Annotated in this window: 21 protein-coding genes; 17 read left to right on the top strand and 4 right to left on the bottom strand. The window is 45.1% G+C overall.

What is annotated here, in order from left to right; translation table 11 throughout:
- Nucleotides 1-87: 87 nt before the first annotated feature.
- Nucleotides 88-411 carry a Rieske (2Fe-2S) protein gene (locus B050_RS0103435; protein ID WP_018472489.1) on the top strand — a complete coding sequence of 108 codons (324 nt, stop codon included), beginning with the start codon at nucleotides 88-90 and terminating at the stop codon, nucleotides 409-411.
- A 34-nt stretch (nucleotides 412-445) separates the two neighbouring features.
- On the opposite strand, the gene prmA is transcribed toward B050_RS0103435, so the two are convergent.
- Together prmA and tpiA are read right to left on the bottom strand one after the other, a co-directional pair.
- Entirely contained in the window at nucleotides 446-1276 is an 831-nt protein-coding gene (gene prmA / locus B050_RS0103430) for a 50S ribosomal protein L11 methyltransferase (protein WP_018472488.1), read from the bottom strand.
- Nucleotides 1277-1341: 65 nt separating this feature from the next.
- Nucleotides 1342-2100 (bottom strand): triose-phosphate isomerase, encoded by a 759-nt coding sequence (gene tpiA, locus B050_RS0103425; RefSeq protein WP_018472487.1) that lies wholly within the window; start codon nucleotides 2098-2100, stop codon nucleotides 1342-1344.
- Nucleotides 2101-2191: 91 nt separating this feature from the next.
- Between tpiA and B050_RS0103420 the strand changes: the two genes are divergently transcribed.
- The 11 genes from B050_RS0103420 (at nucleotide 2192) to B050_RS0103370 (ending at nucleotide 17365) form a co-directional block, all read left to right on the top strand.
- Nucleotides 2192-2707, top strand: coding sequence for a regulatory protein RecX (locus tag B050_RS0103420; protein ID WP_044201687.1), 516 nt, complete (start codon nucleotides 2192-2194; stop codon nucleotides 2705-2707).
- 49 nt (nucleotides 2708-2756) lie between these two features.
- Entirely contained in the window at nucleotides 2757-3650 is an 894-nt protein-coding gene (locus B050_RS0103415; RefSeq protein ID WP_018472485.1) for a LysR family transcriptional regulator, read from the top strand.
- Nucleotides 3651-3727: 77 nt separating this feature from the next.
- Nucleotides 3728-4711 (top strand): YeiH family protein, encoded by a 984-nt coding sequence (locus tag B050_RS0103410; protein WP_044201682.1) that lies wholly within the window; start codon nucleotides 3728-3730, stop codon nucleotides 4709-4711.
- Nucleotides 4712-4796: 85 nt separating this feature from the next.
- Nucleotides 4797-5408 carry a trimeric intracellular cation channel family protein gene (locus B050_RS0103405; protein WP_018472483.1) on the top strand — a complete coding sequence of 204 codons (612 nt, stop codon included), beginning with the start codon at nucleotides 4797-4799 and terminating at the stop codon, nucleotides 5406-5408.
- A 257-nt stretch (nucleotides 5409-5665) separates the two neighbouring features.
- Complete coding sequence (locus B050_RS0103400; RefSeq protein ID WP_018472482.1) at nucleotides 5666-7054, top strand: dipeptidase; 1389 nt, start codon at nucleotides 5666-5668, stop codon at nucleotides 7052-7054.
- A 379-nt stretch (nucleotides 7055-7433) separates the two neighbouring features.
- Nucleotides 7434-9563 carry a protein-disulfide reductase DsbD family protein gene (locus B050_RS0103395; RefSeq protein WP_026235593.1) on the top strand — a complete coding sequence of 710 codons (2130 nt, stop codon included), beginning with the start codon at nucleotides 7434-7436 and terminating at the stop codon, nucleotides 9561-9563.
- Nucleotides 9564-9957: 394 nt separating this feature from the next.
- On the top strand, nucleotides 9958-11067 hold the full coding sequence (locus B050_RS0103390) for an acyltransferase family protein (RefSeq protein WP_018472479.1): 1110 nt from the start codon (nucleotides 9958-9960) through the stop codon (nucleotides 11065-11067).
- Between the two features lie 370 nt (nucleotides 11068-11437).
- Entirely contained in the window at nucleotides 11438-14284 is a 2847-nt protein-coding gene (uvrA, locus tag B050_RS0103385; RefSeq protein ID WP_018472478.1) for an excinuclease ABC subunit UvrA, read from the top strand.
- A 375-nt stretch (nucleotides 14285-14659) separates the two neighbouring features.
- Nucleotides 14660-15709, top strand: a complete 1050-nt coding sequence (locus tag B050_RS0103380) for a sensor histidine kinase (RefSeq protein ID WP_018472477.1) — start codon at nucleotides 14660-14662, stop codon at nucleotides 15707-15709.
- Nucleotides 15710-15728: 19 nt separating this feature from the next.
- Nucleotides 15729-16469 carry a LytR/AlgR family response regulator transcription factor gene (locus tag B050_RS0103375; protein ID WP_018472476.1) on the top strand — a complete coding sequence of 247 codons (741 nt, stop codon included), beginning with the start codon at nucleotides 15729-15731 and terminating at the stop codon, nucleotides 16467-16469.
- A 143-nt stretch (nucleotides 16470-16612) separates the two neighbouring features.
- Nucleotides 16613-17365, top strand: coding sequence for a LytR/AlgR family response regulator transcription factor (locus B050_RS0103370; RefSeq protein ID WP_018472475.1), 753 nt, complete (start codon nucleotides 16613-16615; stop codon nucleotides 17363-17365).
- A 304-nt stretch (nucleotides 17366-17669) separates the two neighbouring features.
- On the opposite strand, the gene B050_RS0103365 is transcribed toward B050_RS0103370, so the two are convergent.
- Nucleotides 17670-19034: a PhoH family protein gene (locus B050_RS0103365; RefSeq protein ID WP_018472474.1), complete on the bottom strand. Its 1365-nt coding sequence runs from the start codon at nucleotides 19032-19034 to the stop codon at nucleotides 17670-17672.
- Nucleotides 19035-19474: 440 nt separating this feature from the next.
- Between B050_RS0103365 and B050_RS23360 the strand changes: the two genes are divergently transcribed.
- Nucleotides 19475-19630 (top strand): hypothetical protein, encoded by a 156-nt coding sequence (locus B050_RS23360; protein ID WP_018472472.1) that lies wholly within the window; start codon nucleotides 19475-19477, stop codon nucleotides 19628-19630.
- Between the two features lie 12 nt (nucleotides 19631-19642).
- Here B050_RS23360 and hflX read toward each other — a convergent pair whose 3' ends face one another.
- The gene (gene hflX, locus B050_RS0103350) at nucleotides 19643-20911 is read right to left on the bottom strand and encodes a GTPase HflX (protein WP_018472471.1); all 1269 of its coding nucleotides are present in this window, start codon (nucleotides 20909-20911) and stop codon (nucleotides 19643-19645) included.
- 232 nt (nucleotides 20912-21143) lie between these two features.
- Here hflX and rfbC point away from each other — a divergent pair, with 232 nt between their 5' ends.
- The 4 genes from rfbC to B050_RS0103325 all read left to right on the top strand — a co-directional run bounded on the left by rfbC (nucleotide 21144) and on the right by B050_RS0103325 (nucleotide 24925).
- A complete protein-coding gene (rfbC, locus tag B050_RS0103340) occupies nucleotides 21144-21695 on the top strand; it encodes a dTDP-4-dehydrorhamnose 3,5-epimerase (RefSeq protein ID WP_018472469.1) in 552 nt (183 codons plus the stop codon).
- 3 nt (nucleotides 21696-21698) lie between these two features.
- The gene (locus tag B050_RS0103335) at nucleotides 21699-22439 is read left to right on the top strand and encodes a tyrosine-protein phosphatase (RefSeq protein WP_018472468.1); all 741 of its coding nucleotides are present in this window, start codon (nucleotides 21699-21701) and stop codon (nucleotides 22437-22439) included.
- On the top strand, nucleotides 22436-23395 hold the full coding sequence (locus tag B050_RS0103330; RefSeq protein WP_018472467.1) for an NAD-dependent epimerase/dehydratase family protein: 960 nt from the start codon (nucleotides 22436-22438) through the stop codon (nucleotides 23393-23395). The genes B050_RS0103335 and B050_RS0103330 overlap by 4 nt, the downstream gene beginning before the upstream one ends.
- A gap of 123 nt (nucleotides 23396-23518) precedes the next feature.
- Complete coding sequence (locus B050_RS0103325; RefSeq protein WP_018472466.1) at nucleotides 23519-24925, top strand: tetratricopeptide repeat protein; 1407 nt, start codon at nucleotides 23519-23521, stop codon at nucleotides 24923-24925.
- Nucleotides 24926-24938: the final 13 nt, after the last annotated feature.

Below are 24938 nucleotides of genomic sequence, written 5' to 3'. Positions count from 1 at the left end.
TGAGGAGGAGTTTCGATTGCCTTTACTTATGTGGCCTGAGGAAGATTGACTATATTGAGTACTTTACCGATTTAAAACCTACCGTCCATGAGCAAGTTTACATTAGGAAGCAGCAGAGCCTCGGTGGAGGAAATGCTTCCCGAGGGAAAAATAAAAGTCAGCCAGCTGGGCGCCAAGAAACTTTGCTTGGTGCGCAGTGCGGACCAAGTATATGCTTTTGAGCAATTATGTCCACATCGGGGAGCCTCCCTGAAGGACGGCCATATCAATGGCTATGGAGAGGTAATCTGTCCCTTACATAGCTATAGGTTTGATATGAAAACGGGAAAATTAAGTTCTGGCGGCTCCTGTGGGGACTTAGAGGTTTATCAGACTAAGCTCACTGAAGAAGGGTTGGAGATTATGCTTTAGGCTTTTGCCGAATCTATCCTTCCCTTTCGGTTTCTTATTTTCTGGTAAAGGCTATAGCGGCCCAGTTGTCTTTCGACTTCTGGTGGCCCAGCTTCAGGCCTAGGGATTCGCCACGATATTGCAGATCGGGCACATCCTGCTCATAGAATCCACTTAGAAATAAGGTGCCTTCTGGCTTCATCAGTTTTACATATACCTCCATTTCATCGAGAAGGACATTTTTATTGATATTAGCCATTACAATGTCGAAGGGTCCGCTAGGATTGACTTCCAGGATGGTACCATGGCCCATCTTCACCTCGGTCATTCCATTCAGTTCAAAATTCTCATTGCCATTCTCCACGCACCAATTATCAATATCAAAAGCCTCGATAGTAGCAGCGCCAAGCTTATGCGCCATAATCGCCAGAATGCCGGTACCCGAGCCGATATCAATCATGCTCTTGCCCATATGATCGATCTCCAGCTGGTGGCGGAGCATCAGGTAGGTGGTAGCATGGTGTCCGGTACCAAAAGACATTTTGGGATTGATGAGAATATCGTATTTCACCTCCGGATTGGCGGGATGAAAGGAGGCACGGACCAGCACCTCATTACCGATGGATATCGGGTCATAGTGCTTCTCCCATTCCTCATTCCAGTTGACCTTAGGCATCTTTCCTTCCTCGACGGAAATTTCTGCCAGCTCCTGATACTGCTCGATGACCTCTGTATAAGACGCTCGGTCAAAGAGCTCCTCCTGGATATAAGCCTCCACGCCGGCGTCAGTTTCTAAAAATGAATCAAAACCTACCTCCGCCAGTTCAGCAATAAGGATCTCACTAAATTCTTTTTTGCAGGTGATTTTAAATTCCAGGTAATCCATACATTAATAAAGGAAGGCGATGAAAAATAGGTACCCCAGTGCTTTACTGGAGTACCAGGATAAAATTAGAATGACTTAATGATATCTACAAAGTCTCTGGATTTCAATGAAGCGCCACCGATCAGGCCGCCATCCACATCCGCTTTGGAGAAGATCTCCTGGGCATTGTCAGGCTTGCAGCTTCCACCATAAAGTATGGAAGTTTCGTCGGCAATCTTACCATATTTTGATGCCAAGTGCGTACGGATGGCAGCATGCATATCCTGCGCCTGGTCCGAAGAGGCCGTTTTTCCTGTACCGATAGCCCAGATTGGCTCATAAGCAACGACGATTTTTGCAAAATCCTCCTCGCTAAGACCAAAAAGGCTGGCGGTCAACTGCTCTTTCACGTACTCTTCATGCGTACCCGCTTCACGGATCTCCAATGGCTCACCGCAGCAGAAGATAGGTACGAGGCCGTTTGCAAGAGCTTGCTGTACCTTGGCGGTCAGCTCCTCATTGCTTTCTTTGAAATACTCTCTACGCTCGCTGTGACCGATGATCACATAGCTAGCACCAAAAGAGGCAAGGATTTTCGCAGAAGTCTCTCCTGTATAGGCGCCAGACTCTTTATCTGAACAGTTTTGTCCTCCCAAGAAGATATTAGGAGTGTCACCGATCAATTTCTTTACGTTACTAGCGTGTACAAATGGAGGGTTGATCACCACCGTAACGTCCGTTACGCGCTCATCTTTTACCATATTGACAATCTCAGAAGTAAGCTTTTGGCCTTCTTCCTGTGTGCCATTCATTTTCCAGTTGCCAGCGACTATTTTCTTACGCATGATAATTTAGGTTAGGTTTAATATATTTGAAGTGAATATGTCTCCTTCGGAATTCGTCCTCGAAAGAGATGAGTTGCTAAAATTACATAAAATGTCCTTCCTAAGAAAAGATTATTCTCAAGACCCTCAGAAAAAAAACCTTAGCCCGTCTCAGGCCAAAGTAAAAATTGCTGCATTTTGTGCTTATCAGGAGAGAAGTCAGCAGGAGGTAAGGGACAAGCTATATACTTATGGTCTGCACCGGGATGAGGTGGAAGAGCTCATCTCAGTCATGATCACCGAGAATTTCCTGAATGAGGAGCGCTTTGCCGAGACCTATGTCAGGGGAAAGTTCAATCTCAAAAAATGGGGAAAAATAAAAATCCTCCAAGGTCTAAAGCAGCATCGTCTATCCGCCAATTGCGTCAAGGCTGGAATGAAGCAGATAAGCGAGGAGGCCTATTGGGATACCTTGCTCGGGCTGGCAAGTGCCAAGTGGAATAGCTTGGCGGAACCAGATGCCTTCAGGAAGAAAATTAAGGTGCAGCGATTTTTGCTCAGCCGAGGATACGAAAATGACCTTATCTATATGGCGCTACAGGAGGTGGAAGAAGACCATCAAGGATAAGGCCTGACCATTTCCCCACCAGAAAAATAATTTCTATTAACTTCGCACCATGTTCGATTTTAGACTTCAGGTATTCCACACCGTCGCCAAAAGGCTGAATTTTACCAAGGCNGCAGAGGAACTCTTCATTACTCAGCCGGCAGTGACGAAGCATATCCGACAAATAGAGCAATTTTATGAGGTGAAGCTGTTTGACCGGAAGGGCAGTCATATTCGTCTTACCCCTGCGGGAAAAACACTCTTTGATCATGCCGACAAGATTTTCTCAATCTATCGTGACTTAGAGTTTGAGCTGAATAATTTCAAGAAAGAGCTAAGTGGAGAGCTGCGCATTGGCGCCAGCACCACCATCGCCCAGTATATCCTGCCTCCTATCCTTGCTGCTTTTCATGAGAAATTCCAGACCATACGCCTCTCCCTCACCACCAATAATACTGAGAATATCGAGAAGGCGCTGGAGCAAGGTGAAATAGACCTTGGGATCATCGAGGGCCAGTCCAAGCAAAGTCATTTCAAATACACGGAATTTACCAAAGACGAAATCCTTCTCATCGCCAGGGCCCAGCATCCACTGGCACAGAAAAACAGCATAAGCACCACCAAGCTCTGCCAAATCCCTCTGCTCCTCAGAGAACCTGGCTCCGGCACCCTAGAGGTCATCGCCCACGCCCTCAAACCTCTTGGCATGAAGCTCAGCCAGCTCACCAAAGAAATGCAACTCGGCAGCACAGAAAGTATCAAAGGCTACCTGCTCAACTCCGATGCCATGGCTTTCCTCTCGGTGTTCACCGTGCTGAAAGAACTTCATAATAAAGAACTCACCGTCATCGACGTCAAGGGCTTGGAAATCGAAAGACATTTTTTCTTTATCAGACCGCATGGCCAAAAGGAAGGCCTATGTGATTTGTTTATGAAGTTTGCCCAAAGCCATAACCTCAGGTAATCGCTCATTGCTATAAACCATTTCCAACTCAGCCCAATCTATAGCACCTTTGCATCTCACTACAGGATGTAATGGCTATGCAGAGACTTGATCAATTCCACTTAGGACGGGATTTAGCCAAAAGATGGTTAAATCAAAAAATAACTTTCAAAGCACTACTCTTTATTGCTTTGGGGCTCTCCTGTATTGCCTTTGGGATTTCTGCACCACTGGCCTTGGGCTTGGGAGTGGTATTCACCAATATCTTAGGAAACCCACTGGCATCCGTGAGCGGTAAGGTGGTGGATTATTCATTACAAATAGCAGTGGTGGGCTTAGGCTTTACCATCAGCGCAAAAGAAGCCTTGGCCACCAGCCAAGATGGTTTTTTCCTCACGGCCTTCAGCATTAGCCTCACCCTTGTACTAGGCTGGCTTCTCACTAGACTGTTTGGTACAGATCGCGGCACCTCCAGCCTCATAGCCCTAGGCACGGCCATCTGCGGCGGAAGTGCCATTGCTGCTGCCGCACCGGTATTGAGATCCACCAAAGACCAGATTACCGTGGCCCTGGCAGCAGTCTTCCTCCTCAATGCCGCCGCCTTATGGATTTTCCCGATGATAGGCCAGCTTGCAGGGCTCAGCCAGGGGCAGTTTGGAACCTGGTGCGCCATTGCCATCCATGATACCAGCTCCGTGGTGGGTGCTGCCAGCCAGTTTGGTGAAGAATCCTTGGCCATCGCCACCACCACCAAATTGGCACGTGCACTATGGATCATTCCGGTGGTATTCGGTCTGAGCCTCCTCAGTGGCAGCCAAAATAAGCGTATTAAAATCCCCTATTTCATTGGTCTGTTTATCTTGGCAGTAGTGCTAAACAGCTACTTTCCGGCTTTGACTGGCTTCCGGCCATATATTCAGCAGGGCTCACATTTACTGATGACACTCGCCCTCTTCCTGATCGGCGCGGGGATGAACTGGAAGGTTCTTTCCACTGGGGGATTGAGGATACTGACACAGGCCACCCTGCTCTGGGTCATCGTCGCAGGGGTATCTCTCTGGGCCATTATTCACTTCTTCTAAAACAATTCCAGTAAGGAAGTCTTTAAGTGTAGAAAAATCACCTTAAATTCACATTTTCATACTACTTATTATCAGAATCAGCTTGATGGATTTACAATTTATATTCGAACTGGTAGGGACTTATTTCTTTGCAGTATCTGGAGCCCTATCCGTGCATGACCGAGAGCATGATGTGTTTGGGGCGGGTTTTATGGGATTTATCACGGCGATTGGTGGAGGTACTTTGAGAGACCTGCTGCTCAACAGCTACCCCTTGGTTTGGATAGATAATGTGGCCTATCTCTATGCGATATTCGCAGGGATCCTTACGGCAATCTTCTTTTTTAAGATTATGTTCCGTTTGCGGAAGACCTTATTTTTATTTGATACTCTGGGTATCGCTTTATTCTCGGTCTTAGGAGCAGAGAAAGCCCTGAGTTTGGGCGTGCATCCCATAATAGCCGCCATGATGGGGATGTTTTCGGCGGTGATGGGAGGAGTGATCCGTGATACCCTGACCAATGCCACCCCTATACTTCTCAAGAAAGAAGTCTATGCCACAGCCTGCCTCAGTGGCGCCATTATGTTTATCGTGCTTCAGGATTTAGGCTTATCAAGAAATTCAAATTTGATCGCTTCCTTCCTGGTGGTCGTCATTATCCGACTGATAGCAGTAAGGTATAAGCTTAGCCTGCCGCAGCTGGATTGGAAAAAGTAATTTGGCTACGGAAATCATCGATTTATCGGGATTTCCATAAAGTAAATTGTAATTTTAGGCTTCATAGAGGATCTTTCTCATCGTGCAGGCCACTGCAGGCCTCTCAAGCAGCAGGGAATGGTTTTTGGGTCTTTTTATCGACCGCCTTTCCCATCTTTATTGCTGCAAAGCATGCTGACAAATACGATTCACTATCATTTCGTTTATTGAATTTTCAGATTTTAGTCATACTATTTTAAGAAATAAACTTCCCAAATATGGCATCAAAAGATTTTATCCAAAGTAATAAGGACAAGTTCATCGAGGAATTATTGGATTTGTTAAGAATCCCTTCGGTCAGTGCTGACCCAAAATTCAAGGAGGATGTACTGCGAGCTGCAGATTATGTCAAAAGCAGCCTTGAAAAAGCTGGAGCTGACAAGGTCGAAATCTGCTCTACCCCTGGCTACCCTGTAGTCTATGGGGAGAAGATCATAGATCCAGCCCTACCTACCGTATTGGTATATGGTCACTATGATGTGCAGCCTGCAGATCCATACGAACTGTGGGACTCGGCCCCCTTTGATCCTGTGATCAGGAAGACGGAGCTGCATCCTGATGGTGCCATCTTTGCGCGTGGCTCTGCCGATGACAAAGGACAGTTTTTCATGCACGTCAAGGCTTTTGAAGCCATGATGGCGGCGGATGAGCTAGTCTGCAATGTGAAATTTATGATCGAAGGCGAAGAGGAAGTGGGCTCCGACAATCTCGAAAATTATATCAAGGAAAATAAGGAAAAGCTGAAAGCAGATGTGGTCTTGATCTCTGATACCAGCATGCTGTCTCTGGACACCCCATCCGTGACCGTGGGTCTCCGCGGTCTGGCCTATATGCAGGTGGAGGTGACTGGACCCAATCGGGATCTGCACAGTGGCTCTTACGGAGGTGCCGTGGCCAACCCGATTAATATTCTTTGCAATATCATCTCTCAGCTTCAGGATGAAAACCGTAAAATCACCATTCCGGGATTTTACGATAAGGTAGAAGAGCTGTCTGAGGCTTACCGCAAGAAACTTAATGAGGCCCCTTTTGACCTTCAGGATTACAAAAAGAAATTGAATATCGAAGAGGTAGAAGGGGAAGCTGGCTATAGCACCATCGAGCGCACAGGCATCCGCCCCACCCTTGATGTGAATGGCATCTGGGGAGGCTATATCGGTGAGGGCGCCAAGACCGTCCTGCCTTCCAAAGCCTATGCTAAAATATCAATGCGACTGGTGCCTAATCAGAATCACCATGAAATCTCAGAATTGTTTCAGAAACACTTCGAATCTCTCGCTCCTAAGTCCGTCAAAGTAAAGGTAACGCCCCACCATGGAGGCAAACCGGCCGTGGTACCGACCAGCTCTGTAGGCTATAAAGCCGCAGAAGAGGCTATCCTGGAGGTATTTGGTAAGAAAGCCATTCCTACCCGTGAGGGCGGATCTGTGCCCATCACCTCATTATTTCAGGAAGAATTGGGCTTAGACCCTATACTCCTGGGATTCGGTTTGGATACCGATGCGATACACTCGCCAAATGAACATTTTGGAGTGAAAAACTACCTGCTGGGCATCGAGACCATCGTTCAATTTTTCAAATCTTTTAGAAAATTAAGCGAAAAATAGAACCTTATAGGCTCAGAAGTAGTAAACCACAGGAAGATGAATAGTTTGACGATTTTTTTATAGATCGTCACCTGATATTTATCCTCTTCCTGTGGTTTTTTAGTATCCCCTTCGGGGCAAAATCACCTGCTTCTACCGAGGCAGTGAATTTCGCCTTGAAAAGACCGTAGGAAGAAATCATTATTTGAGAGATCATGCGCCTATCCTCTCCAATGAACCCACAAAGTCCCTTTGCCGTGAGCAGAAATATAATGGCTCAGGATTCCAGGTGAGTATAAATTTCCAAAAATTACCCTTGCACCTATTTCCTGATCCCGATAAATTAATTGAACTTAATATTCTGAATTTCACTTACTAGATACAGTCTGCCAATTACGTCATGTATAGAATCAAGAAAACTCTTCCCCTAGCATTCTTAATAATACTCTTTCATCTGCCTGCTTTTGCGCAGCTTATACAGCCACCAAAATGGCAAATGAGTCTGTCAGAGGAAACGCCCTTCGTCGGTGATGAAATAGAGCTCACTTTTAAGGCCACCATTCCACGGGACTGGTATATCTACTCTAATGATTTTGATCCGGACCTAGGTCCTATGCTGACCGAGCTATCTCTGGATGGCTCCCAAGGCATCGAAGCCATTGGAAAGCTGATACCAGTGGACCCCAGTCGGAAGATGGATGAAATCTGGGAAGGCGAGGTAAGCTACTTTAAGGGAACCGCGGTATTCACCCAAAAAATCAAGATCACAAAGCCCAGCGTTAAGATCGCTGCCTCCATGGGCTATCAGATGTGCTCTGACGTCACGGGACAGTGTGTACCTTTTGAGGAGGAGTTTTCCAAATCCCTCACCGCAGCGATCCACACCAAAGATAATCAAGCCAGCGCCTCCACCAGCACCACCGAGGAAGGCCAATCAGGCAGTCTATTTACAGAAAAACCTAATAGTTCCTCTACTGAATCAGAGGCAAGTCCTGCTCAGCGGAGCGAAGAAGCTAGCGTAAAGGTCGAAGAGACCAAAATCCCTGAAGTCAGTATGGAGCCTGAAGGAAAGCAAGGCGATGCTACTTCCCTTTGGCCCTTTGTCATTGCAGCATTCCTGGGAGGGATGGCAGCACTGCTAACCCCTTGCGTATTTCCGATGATCCCCATGACCGTCACTTTCTTCACTGGAAGGAGTAAAAGCAAAGCCCATGGCATCCGGAATGCCATCATTTATGGTTTTAGTATTATCGTTATTTATACCTTGGCGGGGACCCTGGTCGCGGCGATCCAAGGACCGGAGTTTGCCAACTGGCTCTCCACCCACTGGTTACCAAATATCTTCTTCTTCATAGTATTTATCTTCTTTGCACTGGCATTTTTGGGTCTATTTGAGATTACCCTTCCTAGTGGTCTGGTGAATAAGATGGATGCAAAAGCCGACAAGGGTGGCCTTAGTGGGGTTTTCTTTATGGCCTTCACCTTGGTATTAGTGTCCTTTTCCTGCACTGGCCCGATCGTGGGATCCATCCTGATCGAATCTGCCGGCGGTGAAATCCTAAAGCCAATTCTAGGGATGTTTGCCTTCTCGCTAGCCTTTGCGATTCCTTTTACCTTATTTGCTATATTCCCGGAGTGGCTCAATACGCTGCCTAAATCCGGTGGATGGCTAAACTCGGTGAAAGTAGTCTTAGGTTTCCTAGAACTAGCCCTTGCCTTCAAATTCCTCAGCGTGGCCGACCAAGTGTACCACTGGGGATTACTGGATAGAGACATCTATATTGCCATTTGGATCGTGATATTTGGACTGATGGGCTTATATCTACTTGGCAAAATCCGACTGCCGCATGATTCTCCCATGGAGAAACTCGGCGTGCCTAGGTTGCTGATGGCCACCGTCGTATTCATCTTTGTGATCTATATGATTCCTGGCCTGTTTGGTGCCCCGCTAAAATCCCTTAGTGGCTACCTACCGCCTATAGCCTCCCACGATTTCAATCTGGAAAAGATGATCCGTGAGAATTCCGGGGGACAGGCTTCCCCTGCTTCCGCAATGACTGAGGAGCCCAAGTACGGCGACCTCCTTCATTTCCCACATGGGCTGCAAGGATACTTTGATTACGAACAAGCACTAAGAGTCGCCAAAGCAGAAAATAAGCCCTTATTTATCGACTTTACCGGCCATGGCTGTGTCAACTGTCGTGAGATGGAAGCCAAAGTATGGGCAGAACCTGAGGTATTGAGCCGTCTTAAAAATGATTTTGTATTGGTCGCCCTCTATGTAGATGAGCGTACCGAGCTGCCAGAGTCCGAATGGTACACTTCTACCTATGATGAGAAGGTCAAAAAAACCATCGGAAAGCAAAATGCAGATTTTCAAATTACCCGTTTCAATAATAATGCTCAGCCTTATTATGTGATCCTTGATCAAAATGAAAAGATGCTCGTCCAGCCCAAAGCTTACGATACCGATCCTAAGAAATTCGTGGAGTTCCTGGATAAGGCTAAGGACGCTTACGCTCAAAAATAGATTCAGGCCAGCGAGACCATAGACTCCTATATCCTGTATCGCTCTCAAAGAAACGGAAGTCCAAAGCTTCCTTTCACGAAAAAGATTAAATAAATCGTTGGTCACTTTTACTGGCCATCCCTGTAAATAATAGAAGATAGAGGCTGGGTATGCTAAGGCAAGCCCAGCCTCTTTTTGATTAGGAAACGATAGAGAATAGGCCTTCCTAAAAAACCTCACCTCTATCTCCCCCGCCCAATATCATCCCCAAAAATCCCCTTATAAGGAATCAGGAACCACTATAAGACCACAGTGAAAGTGAGGAAGCGCCTACTTATATCGGGTATTTTTTTATTTAGTAAGCTAAGCTTTATTTAATATATTGTACATCTAAGTTTATAAACTAGCTTTTTTTATGCCTTCTCAACGTATTTTATCCTTAGATGTCTTCAGAGGCATCACCATATTCGCCATGATACTGGTCAATAATCCCGGCTCCTGGTCCTCTGTCTATCCCCCCCTGCTTCATGCCCCATGGCATGGATGTACACCGACGGATATGATATTTCCTTTTTTTCTGTTCATAGTGGGAGTGGCCATAGAGCTATCTATCGGCAGCCAACTGAATAAAGGCTATGACAAAAAGATTATGGTGAAGAAAGCGGGAATTCGAGCCTTGAAGCTAATAGGTTTAGGCTTATTATTGACGGCTTTTCCCTACTTTGATTTCGCAAACTTACGCTATCCTGGCGTGCTCCAGCGCATAGGGTTGGTGTACTTCGTGAGTAGTCTGATGTATTTATACTTATCTCCACGTGGGCTGCTGCTTAGTGGGCTACTGGTCTTGCTGGGCTATTGGGCCGCGATGACCCTGATCCCAGTGCCCGGAATCGGGCCCGCGAATTTACTGCCCGACACTAATTTAGCGGCATGGATCGATCGACAATTCCTAACTGGCCATATGTGGTCCCAGTCAAAAACCTGGGATCCTGAGGGCTTATTCTCCACACTTCCTGCTATCGTCACCTGCTTGCTGGGAATTGCCTGTGGCAAAGTGCTGACCCAAACGAAGGAGCATGGCAAAAGAATGAAAAAATGGCTTATTTATGGTGGCTCGCTTCTGCTACTTGGGCTACTTTGGTCACTCCTCTTCCCCATGAATAAAGCATTATGGACCAGTTCCTTTGTGCTATATACCGCAGGCTGGGCCTTCATGATCCTGGCCCTCTCCTATTGGCTGGTGGATATCAAAGGCTGGAAGAACTGGTCCACCCCCTTTGTTATCTACGGCATGAATGCCATTACGGTATTCTTCCTTTCGGGAATAATCGCCAAGATGCTCTCCTGGATCAAGGTAAACAGCGCCGGGGAGCTGATAAGCTTAAAGCTTTTCCTACAGCAAATGCTCTTCAATGGTTGGCTAAGCCCCAAAAATGCCTCTTTGGCGGGAGCTCTATTTATGGTAATGCTGCTCTTTATCCCCGCCTATATATTATGGAGAAAAAACATCATCATTAAGGTCTAAATCCCGAGGTGCAACGCCTCTCTCTTGGTCTGGAAGCTCATGAATGAAGAGTATAATTAATTTTGGCGCAGCCTACTAAAAATAAAAAAACTACCGCCAGAGGATAGGCTGATAAACCTATACTTTCTCTAAACCTGGACACTAAATCGGCACTTATCGACACCACAACTCAGCCCCTATCCGCTCCTTTACGCAGCATAGAAGGGTTTGGGGGCAGAGCTTGAGGCAGAGCTTTGATGTGCGGCTGAGGGGTTGATGATTGGATACCAAACTAATTGGCATTAATTTGGGTTAGGATAAGACTAAAGAGTATTCGGCGAATATTCCTATTTTTGTGAGAATTTAAAAATGGCTAAATACAGGATCTTAGATGACCAAATCAGTAGCAAAAGAAGAACAAATTGAAATATATGGTGCTAGGGAGCATAATTTAAAAAACCTAGACCTCAATATACCTAGAAATAAACTGGTGGTAATCACTGGGCTAAGCGGAAGCGGTAAGAGCTCCCTGGCCTTTGACACCATCTATGCAGAAGGTCAACGGCGGTATATGGAGAGCTTCTCTGCCTACGCCAGGTCGTTTTTAGGCGGCATGGAAAGGCCCGATGTGGATAAGATCAATGGTCTATCGCCGGTGATCTCCATCGAGCAGAAGACCACTTCCAAGAATCCGCGATCCACAGTGGGCACGGTGACGGAGATATACGATTTTATGCGGCTGCTCTATGCCCGCTCGGGGGAGGCCTTCAGTTATCTATCTGGCAAAAAGATGATCCGTCAAACCGAAGATCAGATCATCGATCAGCTGATGGACCACTTTGCTGGCAAAAAACTCTATGTGCTGGCGCCGGTGGTAAAAGGCCGTAAAGGGCATTACCGGGAGTTGTTTGAGCAAATCCGAAAAATGGGTTTCTCCAAAGTCCGAGTGGATGGTGTGGTGATGGAGATGGTCCCAAAAATGCAGGTGGATCGGTATAAGATCCATGATATAGAGATCGTGGTGGATCGCATAATAGCGGAAGAAGAAGACCGATACCGCATTACTCAGTCCGTCAAAACTGCCCTGCAACATGGAAAGGGCATCATTATGCTTCGGGAAGAAGAGGGTCAAATTCACCATTTCTCAAAATTCCTGATGGACCCCACCACCGGCCTTTCCTATGATGAGCCCGCACCAAACGCCTTCTCCTTCAACAGCCCCTATGGCGCCTGCCCCTCCTGCAACGGCCTGGGGGTAATCGAAGAAATCACCAAGGAAAATATAATTCCCAATCCTAAACTTAGCATCTCCCGAGGTGGTATCGCCCCGCTGGGAGAGTATAGAGACATCTGGATTTTCAAGAAAATAGAGGCAATCCTCAAGGAATTTAAGGCCAGCCTATCCACGCCCATCGAGAAATTTGATGAGCAGGTATTGAATGTATTGCTGTATGGCGACAAGATGCCTGTGGAGGTGGATTCTGTAAAACACCCCGGCACCAAATGGACTACCACCTTTGAGGGAATCATCAGCTTCCTACAGAAGCAGCAAGAGGGAGGATCCGAAAAAATCCAAAAGTGGATTGGCGATTTTACCAGCACCCGCACCTGCCCCGAATGTGAAGGCTATCGATTGAAGAAGGAATCACTGCACTTCTATATTGCCGAAAAGCATATTGGTGAACTTGCCATGATGGATATTCGGCAGCTTGGAGAGTGGTTTGACCAGATAGATGATAAGCTCACCGAAAAGCAAAAACTAATAGGCGCCGAAGTCCTAAAGGAAATCAGAAAGAGAATCGGCTTTCTACTGGACATCGGCCTGGACTACCTATCACTGAATAGACCCCTGCGCTCGCTATCTGGAGGAGAGGCTCAGAGAATCCGCCTAGCCACCCAGATCGGCACCCAGCTGGTGGGAGTATTGTATATTCTGGATGAGCCCAGCATAGGCCTGCACCAGCGGGATAATGTCAAGCTTATCAAGGCCCTCCAGGACCTGCGTGACCTCGGCAACTCCGTCCTCGTGGTGGAGCATGATAAGGACATGATGCTAGATGCCGATTATGTGGTGGATATTGGACCAGGAGCAGGGAGGCATGGCGGCCATATCGTCGCTCAGGGCACGCCGGCAGAGTTTCTGAAGCAGAATAGCCTGACGGCCAAATACCTGAACGGCAGCGAGCAAATCGCCATTCCAAGCAGCAGACGTAAGGGCAGCGGCAAGTTCCTGAAACTCTTCAACGCCAGAGGGAACAACCTCAAAAATGTCAATTTAAAACTTCCCTTGGGAACCATGATCAGCGTAAGTGGGGTCTCCGGAAGTGGGAAAAGTACCCTGATCCATGAGACTTTATTTCCACTTCTTAACCAGCATTTTTACCGGTCTAGAAAAGAGCCAATGGCCCATGATAAGATCGAAGGCCTGGAGCATCTGGATAAGGTGATCGAGGTGGACCAATCACCCATTGGCAGAACGCCACGCTCCAATCCAGCAACTTATACGGGGGTATTTACCGATATTCGTGCCTTATTTACCGAGCTTCCAGAAGCCAAAATCAGGGGCTATAAGCCAGGAAGGTTTAGCTTTAATGTAAAAGGAGGTCGATGTGAGGACTGCGAAGGGGCAGGGATGAAACTAATCGAGATGGACTTCCTTCCTGATGTGCATATTCCTTGTGAAACCTGCAAAGGCAAGCGCTATAATCGGGAAACGCTCGAGGTTCGATTTAAAGGGAAATCGATCTCCGATGTATTGGATATGACGGTGGAGCAAGCGGTGGATTTCTTCGAAAAGCACCCGAAAATATTGCGGAAAATCCAAACTCTAAATGATGTAGGTCTTGGCTATATTACTCTCGGACAGCATGCCACTACCCTCTCTGGAGGAGAGGCTCAAAGGGTGAAATTAGCCACAGAACTCAGCAAGAAAGACACTGGAAAGACCTTCTATATCCTAGATGAGCCCACCACCGGCTTACACTTCAAGGATATCGAACACCTGCTCGAGGTACTCAATAGGCTAGTCGATAAGGGCAATACGGTATTGATCATCGAGCATAATCTGGACGTCATCAAAGTGGCCGATTATATCATTGATCTGGGACCAGAAGGTGGTGACAAAGGTGGCCAGATCCTCGTGGAAGGCCTGCCGGAGAAAGTCGCTAATCATAAGAAAAGCCATACTGCAAAATTCTTGAAAATAGAGCTAGAAGCCAATATGGCTACTAAAGCTTAAAACCTATAATCGCCCAGGCAGCCCCGAAAAAGGCCGCTTGGGCATTCAGGGATAGGTAGCCAGCTTATCTTCATGCCAGCAGTCCTGGCTATATCCTTAGCCAGCCCCTTATTTGCTATTTGCTCGTTTGCTCAAAATGAAGAGATTAAGTTTATAATTATTTAGTGACGATAGGTCTATGCTCCTAGGGAGCAAAGGCCTTTTCTATTTTTCCTTTTTCCTAATTTGGGTAAAGGGACCTCTGAGTAAGGGTCAGACAGTGAGCTTTTGACGGAGAAAGAAAAGGCTCCTGGCTAGTTTCCTTTCAGCCTTTGGACCTTCCATTAATAAAAAAATACTAGTGAGATGCCTAGACTTCCTTATATTTGGTAGTGAATGGATAGAAGTAGATTATATTGGATCTTTCAGATTTTAGGTTGGTCTGCCTTTGCGGTGATCAATTTATTTTTTGTCTCTTTGATAAGGGGCATCACCTCTGTTCAGGTGGGTGCTTATTTAAGTTTAGGCGCCTTTTATTTTTTATCCACCCATTTTTTTAGACATATTATCAAGAGCAAAGGCTGGTTTAGTTATAAGCTATCAGATCTGCTCACCCATGCGGTGCTTTCCTTATTGATATTGAGTTTTGGCAATGTGGTCGCCACCGTATTGATCAACTGGATATTTGGGATTTTGAGGGTTCGGGAGGACCTACAGCCGAGCGTATTGCTGGTAAATATGTTCATCAGTTTTCTATATTATGCCCTTTGGGCAATGATGTATTTCTTATACCACTTTCTGGAAAACTATAATTTTACGCTGAAGTATCAGGCTAAGATCAACGAAATAAAGCTCAACCAATTGAGGAGTCAGCTCAACCCACATTTTATATTTAATGCTTTAAACAGCGTTAGGGCATTGGTGGATGAAAATCCCCCAAAGTCTAAAGAGGCGATCACCCAGCTCAGCAATATCCTGCGATATTCCTTAATTATGGATAAGAAGCGTACGATTGATTTCAGTGATGAGATCAAGATTGTGAAGGATTATTTGGACCTGGAGGGGATCAGATTTGAGGAGCGTCTGGCGGTGAAGTATGAGATTGAGAAGGAGGCTTACCGCTTCAAGATCCCTCCGATGATGCTACAGACGATCGTGGAGAACGCCATCAAGCATGGGATATCGAACCGCATGAAAGGAGGGCTAGTCCATATCAGCTGCACAGTGGGGCTCACGGGCGACCTCTATATCGCCATCAAAAACAGTGGGCAGCTTGCCAGCAATAGCACTCGAAAAGTCGCCGGCAGTGGCCATGGCATCAGCAATACCATCCAGCGACTAAAATTGATCTATGGAAGCAGGGCATTTTTCAAAATGAAAAACTTCGATAGTGAGTATGTGGTAACAGAAATTAAAATCCCAAAACAAAATAGTACATTAGATTAAAGACCTAAATAAATTCAGCATGCGCGCATTAGTTATAGACGATGAAAGATTGGCGAGAAAAGAGCTGATCAACCTACTGAGCACCCAGCAGGGGATAGAAGTGGTGGGAGAAGCAGTAAATGTGGAAGACGCCAAGGAAAAAATCGAGGCGTTGAGGCCCGATGTAATATTTTTAGACATCCAGATGCCCGAAAAAACCGGTTTTGATCTATTGGCGGAACTGGATGCGGTACCAGATGTGATCTTCACCACGGCCTATGACGAGTTTGCTCTCAAAGCTTTTGAGGTCAACGCCCTGGATTATTTGCTGAAGCCCATAGAGCCTTCCCGGCTGTCTGAGGCTATTCTCAAGCTGCAATCCAGAGCCAAGTTAGAAGCTGAGGAAAAGGCCGAAGAAAAGATCTCCGCTCCTGATGACAAAAAGCTGACCCTTGAGGATCAGGTTTTTGTAAAGGATGGCGACCGATGCTGGTTTGTCCGCCTTCAGGAAGTCCGGTTATTTGAGTCTGATGGCAATTATATAAAAGTATATTTTGGCAATAATAAGCCTATGATCCATAAGTCTCTCAATGCGCTGGATGAGCGGCTGGACGAGAAGGCTTTCTTCCGTGCCAGCAGAAAACACATCATCAATTTAGGCTGGGTAGAAGGCATAGAACCATGGTTTAACGGGGGCTTAGTGGTCACCTTAAAAGGCGGCGATCGCATCGAAGTCAGTCGCCGACAAGCCGCCCGATTTAAGGATATGATGAGTTTATGATAAAAAAACGCTGTTGACAAATTGTTTTTGTGGATTTATATCCCCATTTTCAATTGGATGATAGTATATAGATTTCTTTTACGGTTTAAAAAGCCAATAAAAATCTTAACTTCACCAAAAAATAATACCAACCACACGATATTATGAAAGAAGAAAGAATTTTGGTTGTTGAGGACGATCCGGATATTGCAGAAAATATCGAGGAGATCCTCGAACTTTTAGGTTATATAAATATCGATATTGCCAATTCCGCCAACCAAGCGATCAAGGTTATCAAAAAATACCGACCTGACCTGGTCTTTATGGATATCAAACTGAAAGGTGATAAAGATGGCATTGAGCTGGGTGAAATCATTCAGCAAATGGTCGATGCACCTATTGTTTATGTAACTTCTTATAGTGATCCTTCCATCATCGAAAGAGCTAAAAGGATCCATCCGGCAGGTTTTATTGTGAAGCCTTTTAATACCAATGATATCCACGCTATCGTGGAAATTGTACTATACAACAGACGTACGCAGCCCACCAGTGTCGAAGCACCTAAGGCTCATGCAGAAAGTCCGTATATGGTCACGGATGCCGTCTATATCAAATCTGATAATGCTTTCGAAAAAGTGGATTATGGCGACATCTTCTATGTCGAAGCCAATGGAAATATGGTCTCTATTTTCACCAAAGAAAAGACCTATACCATCAGAAAATCGATGAAGGAAATGGAAGAAAAATTACCTTCTAACCTATTCCTGAGGGTGCAGAAATCCTATATCGTGCAGCTGGCTCAGATATCCAGCTTTAGCACTAAGGAAATCAACCTCAAAGGGGGCGCCACAGTGCAGGTAGGAAGACAATATTATAATAGCTTCTTAGCTAAACTTAATACCATCACAGAGAGTTAATCATTATTTCATCCCCATTATATTCAGGGATATACTAAAACAAGCCTCCATTTATTGGAGGCTTGTTTTGTTTATAGGTACTTTCTCCGTCCTTATGCTGAGCATCCTGGCTGCCTCGCTATAGTTTACTAATAACGTATAACTCATTAAGCTCGTCACCCCTATCGTTCACCCGATTACCAGATACTTAAATTCATTTGCCCTAGGTAATATTCAAGGTGTTTCGCGTATAAGCGTTTTCATCTGCTGATTCTGATACCATCAGCCAAGGAGAATAGAGGCCCTATTCCAATTTAGCGACTGCTTACAGCAGCTCATTAGCTAGATTGGCGAGCTCGGAGCGCTCTCCTTTTTCTAGTTTGATATGCGCATAGAGTGGATGATCCTTTACCCGATCGATCAGGTAAGAGAGTCCATTACTTTGGCTGTCTAGGTAAGGGGTATCGATCTGATGTACATCCCCGGTGAAGACAATTTTAGTATTCTCCCCAGCCCGGCTGATGATCGTCTTGATTTCATGGGGAGTGAGGTTCTGGGCCTCATCCACAATAAAGAAGATATTGGATAGTGATCTTCCTCGAATATAAGCCAGGGGCTGAATCACGAGTTTTTCCTGATTTACCAGTTCCGTGATCTTCTGATATTCCTTATCGCCTTCTTTGAATTGGTTTTGGATGAACTTCAGGTTGTCCCAAAGTGGCTCCATATAGGGATTCAGCTTCGACTTGATATCGCCGGGAAGGTAGCCAATATCCTTATTGCTAAGTGGGACGATGGGCCGAGCCAGAAATATCTGCTTATACTCTCGACGCTGCTCCAGGGCTCCCGCCAGTGCCAGCAGGGTCTTACCTGTACCTGCAACCCCCTGAACCGACACCAATTTTATATTAGGATTGGTAATCGCATGCAGCGCAAAGGTCTGTTCTGCATTTCTAGGTTTAATATTATAGGCCAATTTCTTATCCACACGCTGAATGGTATTGGCCTCGCCATTATAATACGCTAATACGGAATTCTTATCACTTTTCAGGATATAATAGGTGTTGGACTTCCTCTTCCGAGTTCCTAAAACCGCCTTGGCCTCCACCTCATGCGAGTCGTACAGCCGGTTGATCACTTCGGGATCTACCCCTTCCAGGACATCCTTTCCGGTATTCTCCAGCTCAGAGATGTTCTTGATTTTGCCCGTTTCATAATCCTCCGCTTGGATGTCAAGAGATTTTGCCTTTAGGCGTAGGTTGATATCCTTACTGACGAGGATGACTTTCCTTCCCTCTTCCGAATGCTTCAGGTCTAAGGCGGAATTTAGGATCTTATGATCATTCTTTTCTTCCCCAAAAACCTTATTCGCATTTACATGTTCGGTTTGTCCCAAGGCGTCAGCATGCATCATCACCTTAAAATTACCTTTGGACTTGCCATTCAGCGGGGTCCACTTATGGATCATCTTGTCCTTGGACAACTTATCCAAAAGACGGATAAATTCACGGGCTTCAAAATTTTTGGAATCATTGCCCTTCTTAAACTGATCCAACTCTTCCAAGACAGTAATGGGAATGACCACATCGTGCTCGGCAAAATTCATAATAGAATTATGGGCATAAAGGATGACCGAGGTGTCTAATACAAAGATTTTACGGTCACTTTCATTCTTCTTAGCTCTAGGCATAGGCAAAAAAAAGGGTTAGTGAATGAGTTCTTCTTTGCAGAATAATAAAGGAAAGAAAGGTAGCAATCTGCAGCATAGTGAGGGAGATCCTGGACTTGTTAAGACTTGGATATTTCATTGGGTTTCCTTTGGAAATGACGTGCATATTGACCCTCCTACTGCAATTATTAAACCGCGGGGCTTCAACCAAAAGCAGATTTTCTGCTCCTAATTTTCAGTCCTTTTGTTAAGTAATAAGTTAACCATTTATTGATTTTATTACCATTTTTTGAAATAAAATTAAGGTTAAATAATAACGAAAAGCCATATCTCACTGGTATCCAATAGGAAAATAATTTATCCTCTCGGAAAAATGCATGAATGCGGAATTCTAATGAAGCTTCCTGTTCCTACCAAAAAAACGCTCAACTAATCCCTTTCCATGATTCATAACCTATACTATGGATATAGATCCTGTACTGTCCTTACTGCCAGGAATTGTTCTGGCCTCTTACTTTACCAATAGGTCATCAGGTAAATACTATAAGGCGAGAAAAAAAAAAATCCCCTCATCGGGCTTCCATATTGAAACCGATGAGGGGACTGATGGGCTGTGAGGCCTATAGTATTTATTCTTCTAAATCGTCAAATTGGGAGAGGTCATAAGTGACATCCTCGAGGTAATGTGGATAGATCTTAAGGTGCTGCTTCTTCACCTCACGAATCAGGGATTCTCTAAAAGCCTCAATATTGGTACCGCTTTTGGCTGCCATAATTACAGGATCTATTCCCGTCTTTTTGGCATAAACCGCCTGGAGTTTCTCCAGATCAAGGTAATTAGCTTCTTCTACTTCCAGTTCAGACATATTCATCAACTCTTCTTCAGAAGGCATTGGCGGCACCATATCGATTTTATTAAATACCAATAAGATAGGTTTGTCACCTGCCCCCAGCTCATTGAGTGTCTGGGTGACCACCGCGATATGATCCTCAAAGTTGGGATGAGAAATGTCCACCACATGCACCAAAAGGTCTGATTCCTGAATCTCCATCAAGGTGGACTTAAAGGACTCAATAAGGTGGGTAGGCAGTTTACGAATAAACCCTACGGTATCAGAAAGTAAGAAAGGAATATTTTCATACACCACTTTCCTCACGGTGGAATCCACCGTTGCGAAAAGCTTATTTTCTGCCAGCACTTCGGATTTAGTGACCAGGTTCATCAGGGTACTTTTGCCCACATTGGTATATCCTACCAGGGTCACCCTTACTATTCCCTTACGGCCTTTACGCTGGGTTTCTCCTTGTTTCTCTATTTTCCTGAGCTTCTCCTTCAATACCGTGATCTGATTACGGATCATCCTTTTATCTGTCTCGATTTCCTTCTCACCGGCACCACCCCTGGTGGCTGTTCCCCCTCGCTGACGCTCAAGGTGAGTCCACATTCGGGTCAGTCTAGGCAGGAGGTATTGGAAGCGTGCCAGCTCCACCTGAGTTTTGGCTTGGGCAGTTTGAGCTCTTTTGAGGAAGATGTCCAGGATCAATAATGATCGATCATATACTTTAACTTTCAACTCATTTTCGAGGTTTCTCATTTGAGAAGGCGAAAGATCGTCATCGAAGATCACCATATCCACCTCAAAATGCGTCACATAAGTTTGGATTTCCTCGAGTTTCCCTGAGCCTACAAAAGTCCGGATATCGGGTTTTTCCAGCCTTTGAGTGAATCGATGCACTTCCTTGGCCCCTAAGGTCTCGGTAAGGAAGGCCAATTCATCCAGGTGTTCTTCTACTTCCAGCTCCGATTGGCTTTGCTTAATAATAGCCACCAATACGGCTGTTTCTGCCTCTGGAGCGGTTTCGAATAGTTTCTTTAATTTTCTCGTATATTTACTCATTCAGTCTAATAACTTTCTCTTCGATAATTAAAATAATAATTTCTTACTACAACTGTCCTTGACAGCGGTTCGGAATGGAATTGATCGTTTTAATTTTTGGGGTTGGTAAAATGATCAACAAGAATAACGCCATTTCCATTCAGACAAAATTTAAAATTTTTGGCTTAAAATTAGCCTGCTTAAAAGAAACAATGGAAATTTACAGCTTGTTTTTGATAAAAATAGAAAATAAATGGAAATAAGAAGCACCCCCATCAAAGATGTTTACGAGTTATACCCTAAGGTATTCAAGGATGCTCGCGGATTTTTTTTAGAAACCTATAGAGAAGATCTCCTGGAAAAGCATGGGATCAACACCCGCTGGGTTCAGGACAATCAGTCCTTTTCTGTAGCGGGCACTGTCCGTGGCTTACATTTTCAACATGCTCCACATGCACAGGCAAAGCTGGTACGAGTGATCAGTGGCAAAGTCTATGATGTATGCGTGGACCTTCGCAAGGATTCCCCTACCTTTGGGCAGCATCATGGGCTGATTCTGGATGGTGAGCAGCATAATATGCTGTACGTGCCCGCAGGATTTGCTCATGGCTTCTCCGTATTGGAAGATGCGGTTTTCACTTATAAATGTGGTAGTTTTTACCATAAAGCAAGTGAAGGAGGAGTAATTTGGAATGATGCCCAGCTGAATATTGACTGGCAGGTGGAAGAAGCATTGGTTTCCGAAAAGGACCAGGAGCTTCCGAGCCTGGAGGAATTTGTGAAGCAGACAGGAGGAGGATTATAAGTTATGGGATTACTGGATTTTATAGGTTTATCAAAAAAAGAGCCTTTATCGCTCAAGTGGATGGAGGTGGATATGCACTCCCATCTGATCCCGGGCATAGATGATGGTTCCAAAAGCCTGAAAGAATCCATAGCCTTGATCAAGCGACTTGAGAACCTAGGCTTGAAGAAGGTCATTACCACGCCTCATGTCATGACAGAGTTTTACAAAAACACACCCGAGATCATCAGCAATGGGCTGGAAAAACTCTACGAGGCATTGGCCAAAGAGAAAGTATCCATGGAGATCGAGGCGGCGGCAGAATACTATTTGGACGAGATCTTTGTGGAGAAAGTCGCTAATGATGAGCCTCTGCTCACCTTTGGGGACAACTATATTTTAGTGGAAACTGGCTTCATCAATAAGCCACATATTCTTCACGAGACGCTCTTTGCCTTGGAAACCAAAGGATATAGACCCATATTGGCTCATCCAGAGCGCTATATGTATTTGCAGGAAGACCCCAGTCTCCTCGAATCACTATTGTCCAGCGGCGTCATCATGCAGGTCAATTTATTGTCATTTACGGGCTATTACGGCAAGCCGATGAAGGTGCTGGCGGAGAAACTCCTAGAGCAAGGAAGCATCAAATTTGTAGGTACAGATTGTCATAATCACCGGTATTTGGATCATCTGGAATTACTGCCCAACTCAAAGTTCTACCAAAAACTTACCTCTACCCCATTTTTGAATTCCCACTTATGAATATCTTAATTACTGGCATTACAGGAATATTTGGAGCCCATCTGGCGAGGGAATTCAAGTCTTTGGGGAAGATTCACGGGCTGAAACGGCCTCAGAGCGACCTGAGCTTATTGGGGGAGATGGCCGAAGAGATCATTTGGCATAAGGGCGATGTCCAGGATTATCAGTCCTTACAGAGGGCTATCAAGGGGATGGATCTGGTCATACACGCTGCGGGATTGGTTTCCTTCGAAAAGAAGGATCAGGAAAACCTCCTCAAGGTAAATCATAATGGAACCGCCAACCTGGTCAATGTCATGCTATCCCTTGGGGTAAAGAAACTGATTCATATCAGTTCGGTGGCCGCCCTAGGAAGAACCCCTAATCAAAATACAGTAACGGAGGATCATAAATGGGCTGATTCCCCATGGAATTCGCCCTATGCGGTATCCAAGTACCTAGCTGAGCTCGAGGTATGGAGAGCAGCTCAGGAGGGATTACAGCCACTGGTGGTGAACCCATCCTTGCTACTGACCACGGATGAAAGCGACAGAAGCAGTGCAGCCCTATATGGCTTTGCGAAGAAGGGGCTCGCTTATTACCCCAAAGGGGACATCAACTATATTGATATTCGGGATGCAGCGACCATCACCAGGAGACTGTATGAAACGGGTAATTGGCATGAACGCTTTATTCTCAATAAGGAGAGCAAGAGCTATAAGGAGTTTCTAGGCCTACTTGCGAGCAAGCTAGGCAAGACCCAACCTTCCAAGCCCATCACTGGAGGAAAGCTCTCTATGATGCTTATGGCGAATAGGATGATCCGTTTATTTGGCTTCAAAGCACTGGTAAATAAACAGACTGCCACCATTGCTCAGCTGCCGATACACTTTAGCAATGTGAAGGTAAATGAGGCTCTTCATTACCAATATCGCAATTTAGAGGACACTTTTGATTGGGCATTGAACAAAAAATAATGCTTTATCGTTATTGACATGATTATTATGCGCTTAGTGAAAGCCGATAAAAATAAATTCATTTAGCATATTGAGGTACCGAAATATTTGGTATCTTAATTTAATAAATTCAACCCCACGCGCATGACTGGAGATTTTGATCACGACAGGGAAGAGGAAAAAGCATTAGTAGAGCGATTTGAAAATTCCCTAAAGGCTAATCTGGATCTGTTCTTTGATGAAGAGGAGCTAGAAGATATTGTCCGGTATTATTTCGACAACCAGAAATTCAAAAAAGCCCTAAAGGCAAGCAAAATCGCCCTTGAAAAATTTCCTTTTTCGATAGAAATTAAATTACTCTATGGTCAATGCCTCATATTCAATGATGAACTAGAGGAAGGCTTAGAGATATTAGAAAACATAAATAACCTTTCCCCACATAATGAGGAGATCATCTTAGCGCTATCCAATGCGATGCTGCTCAGCGGCAGTACCAAGGAAGCCATCCAGATATTGGAGGATTTTCTGCCCATGGCGGAGGATAAGGCGGAGATTTATTATTCTCTGGGTAACTTCTACAGGGCAGAGGCCAATAATGAGAAGGCCATTGAGAACTATAAAAATGCCGTCAAGCTGAAGATCAACCATGAAGATGCCTTGTTTCAGCTCGCCATGATCACTGAGGAAGACGGTTCATTTGATGAGATACTTGAGTTTTATCAGCAATTTATAGACCAGGACCCTTACAGTGCTGAGGCCTGGTATAACCTAGGTGTGGTGTATAACCGCCTTGGAAGATATGAGGAGGCGATCAGTGCCTATGATTATGCATTGATCATCGATGAGACCTTTGCCTCAGCCTATTTTAATCTGGGCAATGCGCTGATGAATACCCAGCAATATGAAAAGGCTGTGGAAGCCTATCTCAACACCATCGCCAGTGAAGGGGCAAATTCCGAGAACAGCTGCTACCTGGCTGCGGCTTATGAAAAGCTGGAAATGCTGGATAAGGCATTCAGTTATTTCAAGAAATCCGCCAAACTGGATCCAGAATATGACGATGCATGGTTTGGCTTAGGCATGTGTATGCTAAAGAAAGATAAATTTTTTGAGGCCATACATTATTTTAAAAAGGCGATAAAGCTATCCGAAGTCAATGCGACTTATTGGGTGGGATTGGCCGATGCGGAATACCATTTGGGAAACCTTCAAGCGAGTTCAGAAGCTTACGAAGAGGCGATTAACCTTGAGCCAGGGCTCATGGAGACGTATATTAACCTTTCGATTATTTATTTTGATCAAAATAGATTTGAAGAAGCGGAGGATGTATTGAAGGAAGGAATCGAGGAGATTCCTGAGGAAGCTGAGCTCTATTATCGGCTAGTAGTTTATCTAATTAAGACAGGTAAATACAAGGAAGCCTTTTCATATTTAGAAAATGCATTAACTTTGGATTTTGAACGACATGATATTTTGTATGAGCTGATGCCAGAAGTAAAGCATCAGAAGGCCATAAATAAGATCATCGCTCAATATAAAGAAGGATTATAAGCCGATTACTATT

It is taken from the genome of Echinicola pacifica DSM 19836, assembly GCF_000373245.1.
GTDB classification, from domain to species: domain Bacteria; phylum Bacteroidota; class Bacteroidia; order Cytophagales; family Cyclobacteriaceae; genus Echinicola; species Echinicola pacifica.
Note: the sequence above shows the minus strand (reverse complement) of the source record. Positions and strands in the feature narration are given on the sequence as shown.

Excerpts from the sequence above, each read along its gene's own strand:
- B050_RS0103435 (WP_018472489.1), top strand. The coding sequence starts at position 88 with ATGAGCAAGTTTACATTAGGAAGCAGCAGAGCCTCGGTGGAGGAAATG.
- B050_RS0103365 (WP_018472474.1), bottom strand. The coding sequence starts at position 19,034 with ATGCCTAGAGCTAAGAAGAATGAAAGTGACCGTAAAATCTTTGTATTA.
- uvrA (WP_018472478.1), top strand. The coding sequence starts at position 11,438 with ATGACCAAATCAGTAGCAAAAGAAGAACAAATTGAAATATATGGTGCT.
- tpiA (WP_018472487.1), bottom strand. The coding sequence starts at position 2,100 with ATGCGTAAGAAAATAGTCGCTGGCAACTGGAAAATGAATGGCACACAG.
- prmA (WP_018472488.1), bottom strand. The coding sequence starts at position 1,276 with ATGGATTACCTGGAATTTAAAATCACCTGCAAAAAAGAATTTAGTGAG.
- B050_RS0103375 (WP_018472476.1), top strand. The coding sequence starts at position 15,729 with ATGCGCGCATTAGTTATAGACGATGAAAGATTGGCGAGAAAAGAGCTG.
- B050_RS0103395 (WP_026235593.1), top strand. The coding sequence starts at position 7,434 with ATGTATAGAATCAAGAAAACTCTTCCCCTAGCATTCTTAATAATACTC.
- hflX (WP_018472471.1), bottom strand. The coding sequence starts at position 20,911 with ATGAGTAAATATACGAGAAAATTAAAGAAACTATTCGAAACCGCTCCA.
- B050_RS0103420 (WP_044201687.1), top strand. The coding sequence starts at position 2,192 with ATGTCCTTCCTAAGAAAAGATTATTCTCAAGACCCTCAGAAAAAAAAC.
- B050_RS0103380 (WP_018472477.1), top strand. The coding sequence starts at position 14,660 with ATGGATAGAAGTAGATTATATTGGATCTTTCAGATTTTAGGTTGGTCT.
- B050_RS0103400 (WP_018472482.1), top strand. The coding sequence starts at position 5,666 with ATGGCATCAAAAGATTTTATCCAAAGTAATAAGGACAAGTTCATCGAG.
- B050_RS23360 (WP_018472472.1), top strand. The coding sequence starts at position 19,475 with ATGGATATAGATCCTGTACTGTCCTTACTGCCAGGAATTGTTCTGGCC.
- B050_RS0103405 (WP_018472483.1), top strand. The coding sequence starts at position 4,797 with ATGGATTTACAATTTATATTCGAACTGGTAGGGACTTATTTCTTTGCA.
- B050_RS0103330 (WP_018472467.1), top strand. The coding sequence starts at position 22,436 with ATGAATATCTTAATTACTGGCATTACAGGAATATTTGGAGCCCATCTG.
- B050_RS0103410 (WP_044201682.1), top strand. The coding sequence starts at position 3,728 with ATGCAGAGACTTGATCAATTCCACTTAGGACGGGATTTAGCCAAAAGA.
- B050_RS0103390 (WP_018472479.1), top strand. The coding sequence starts at position 9,958 with ATGCCTTCTCAACGTATTTTATCCTTAGATGTCTTCAGAGGCATCACC.
- B050_RS0103370 (WP_018472475.1), top strand. The coding sequence starts at position 16,613 with ATGAAAGAAGAAAGAATTTTGGTTGTTGAGGACGATCCGGATATTGCA.
- B050_RS0103335 (WP_018472468.1), top strand. The coding sequence starts at position 21,699 with ATGGGATTACTGGATTTTATAGGTTTATCAAAAAAAGAGCCTTTATCG.
- B050_RS0103325 (WP_018472466.1), top strand. The coding sequence starts at position 23,519 with ATGACTGGAGATTTTGATCACGACAGGGAAGAGGAAAAAGCATTAGTA.
- rfbC (WP_018472469.1), top strand. The coding sequence starts at position 21,144 with ATGGAAATAAGAAGCACCCCCATCAAAGATGTTTACGAGTTATACCCT.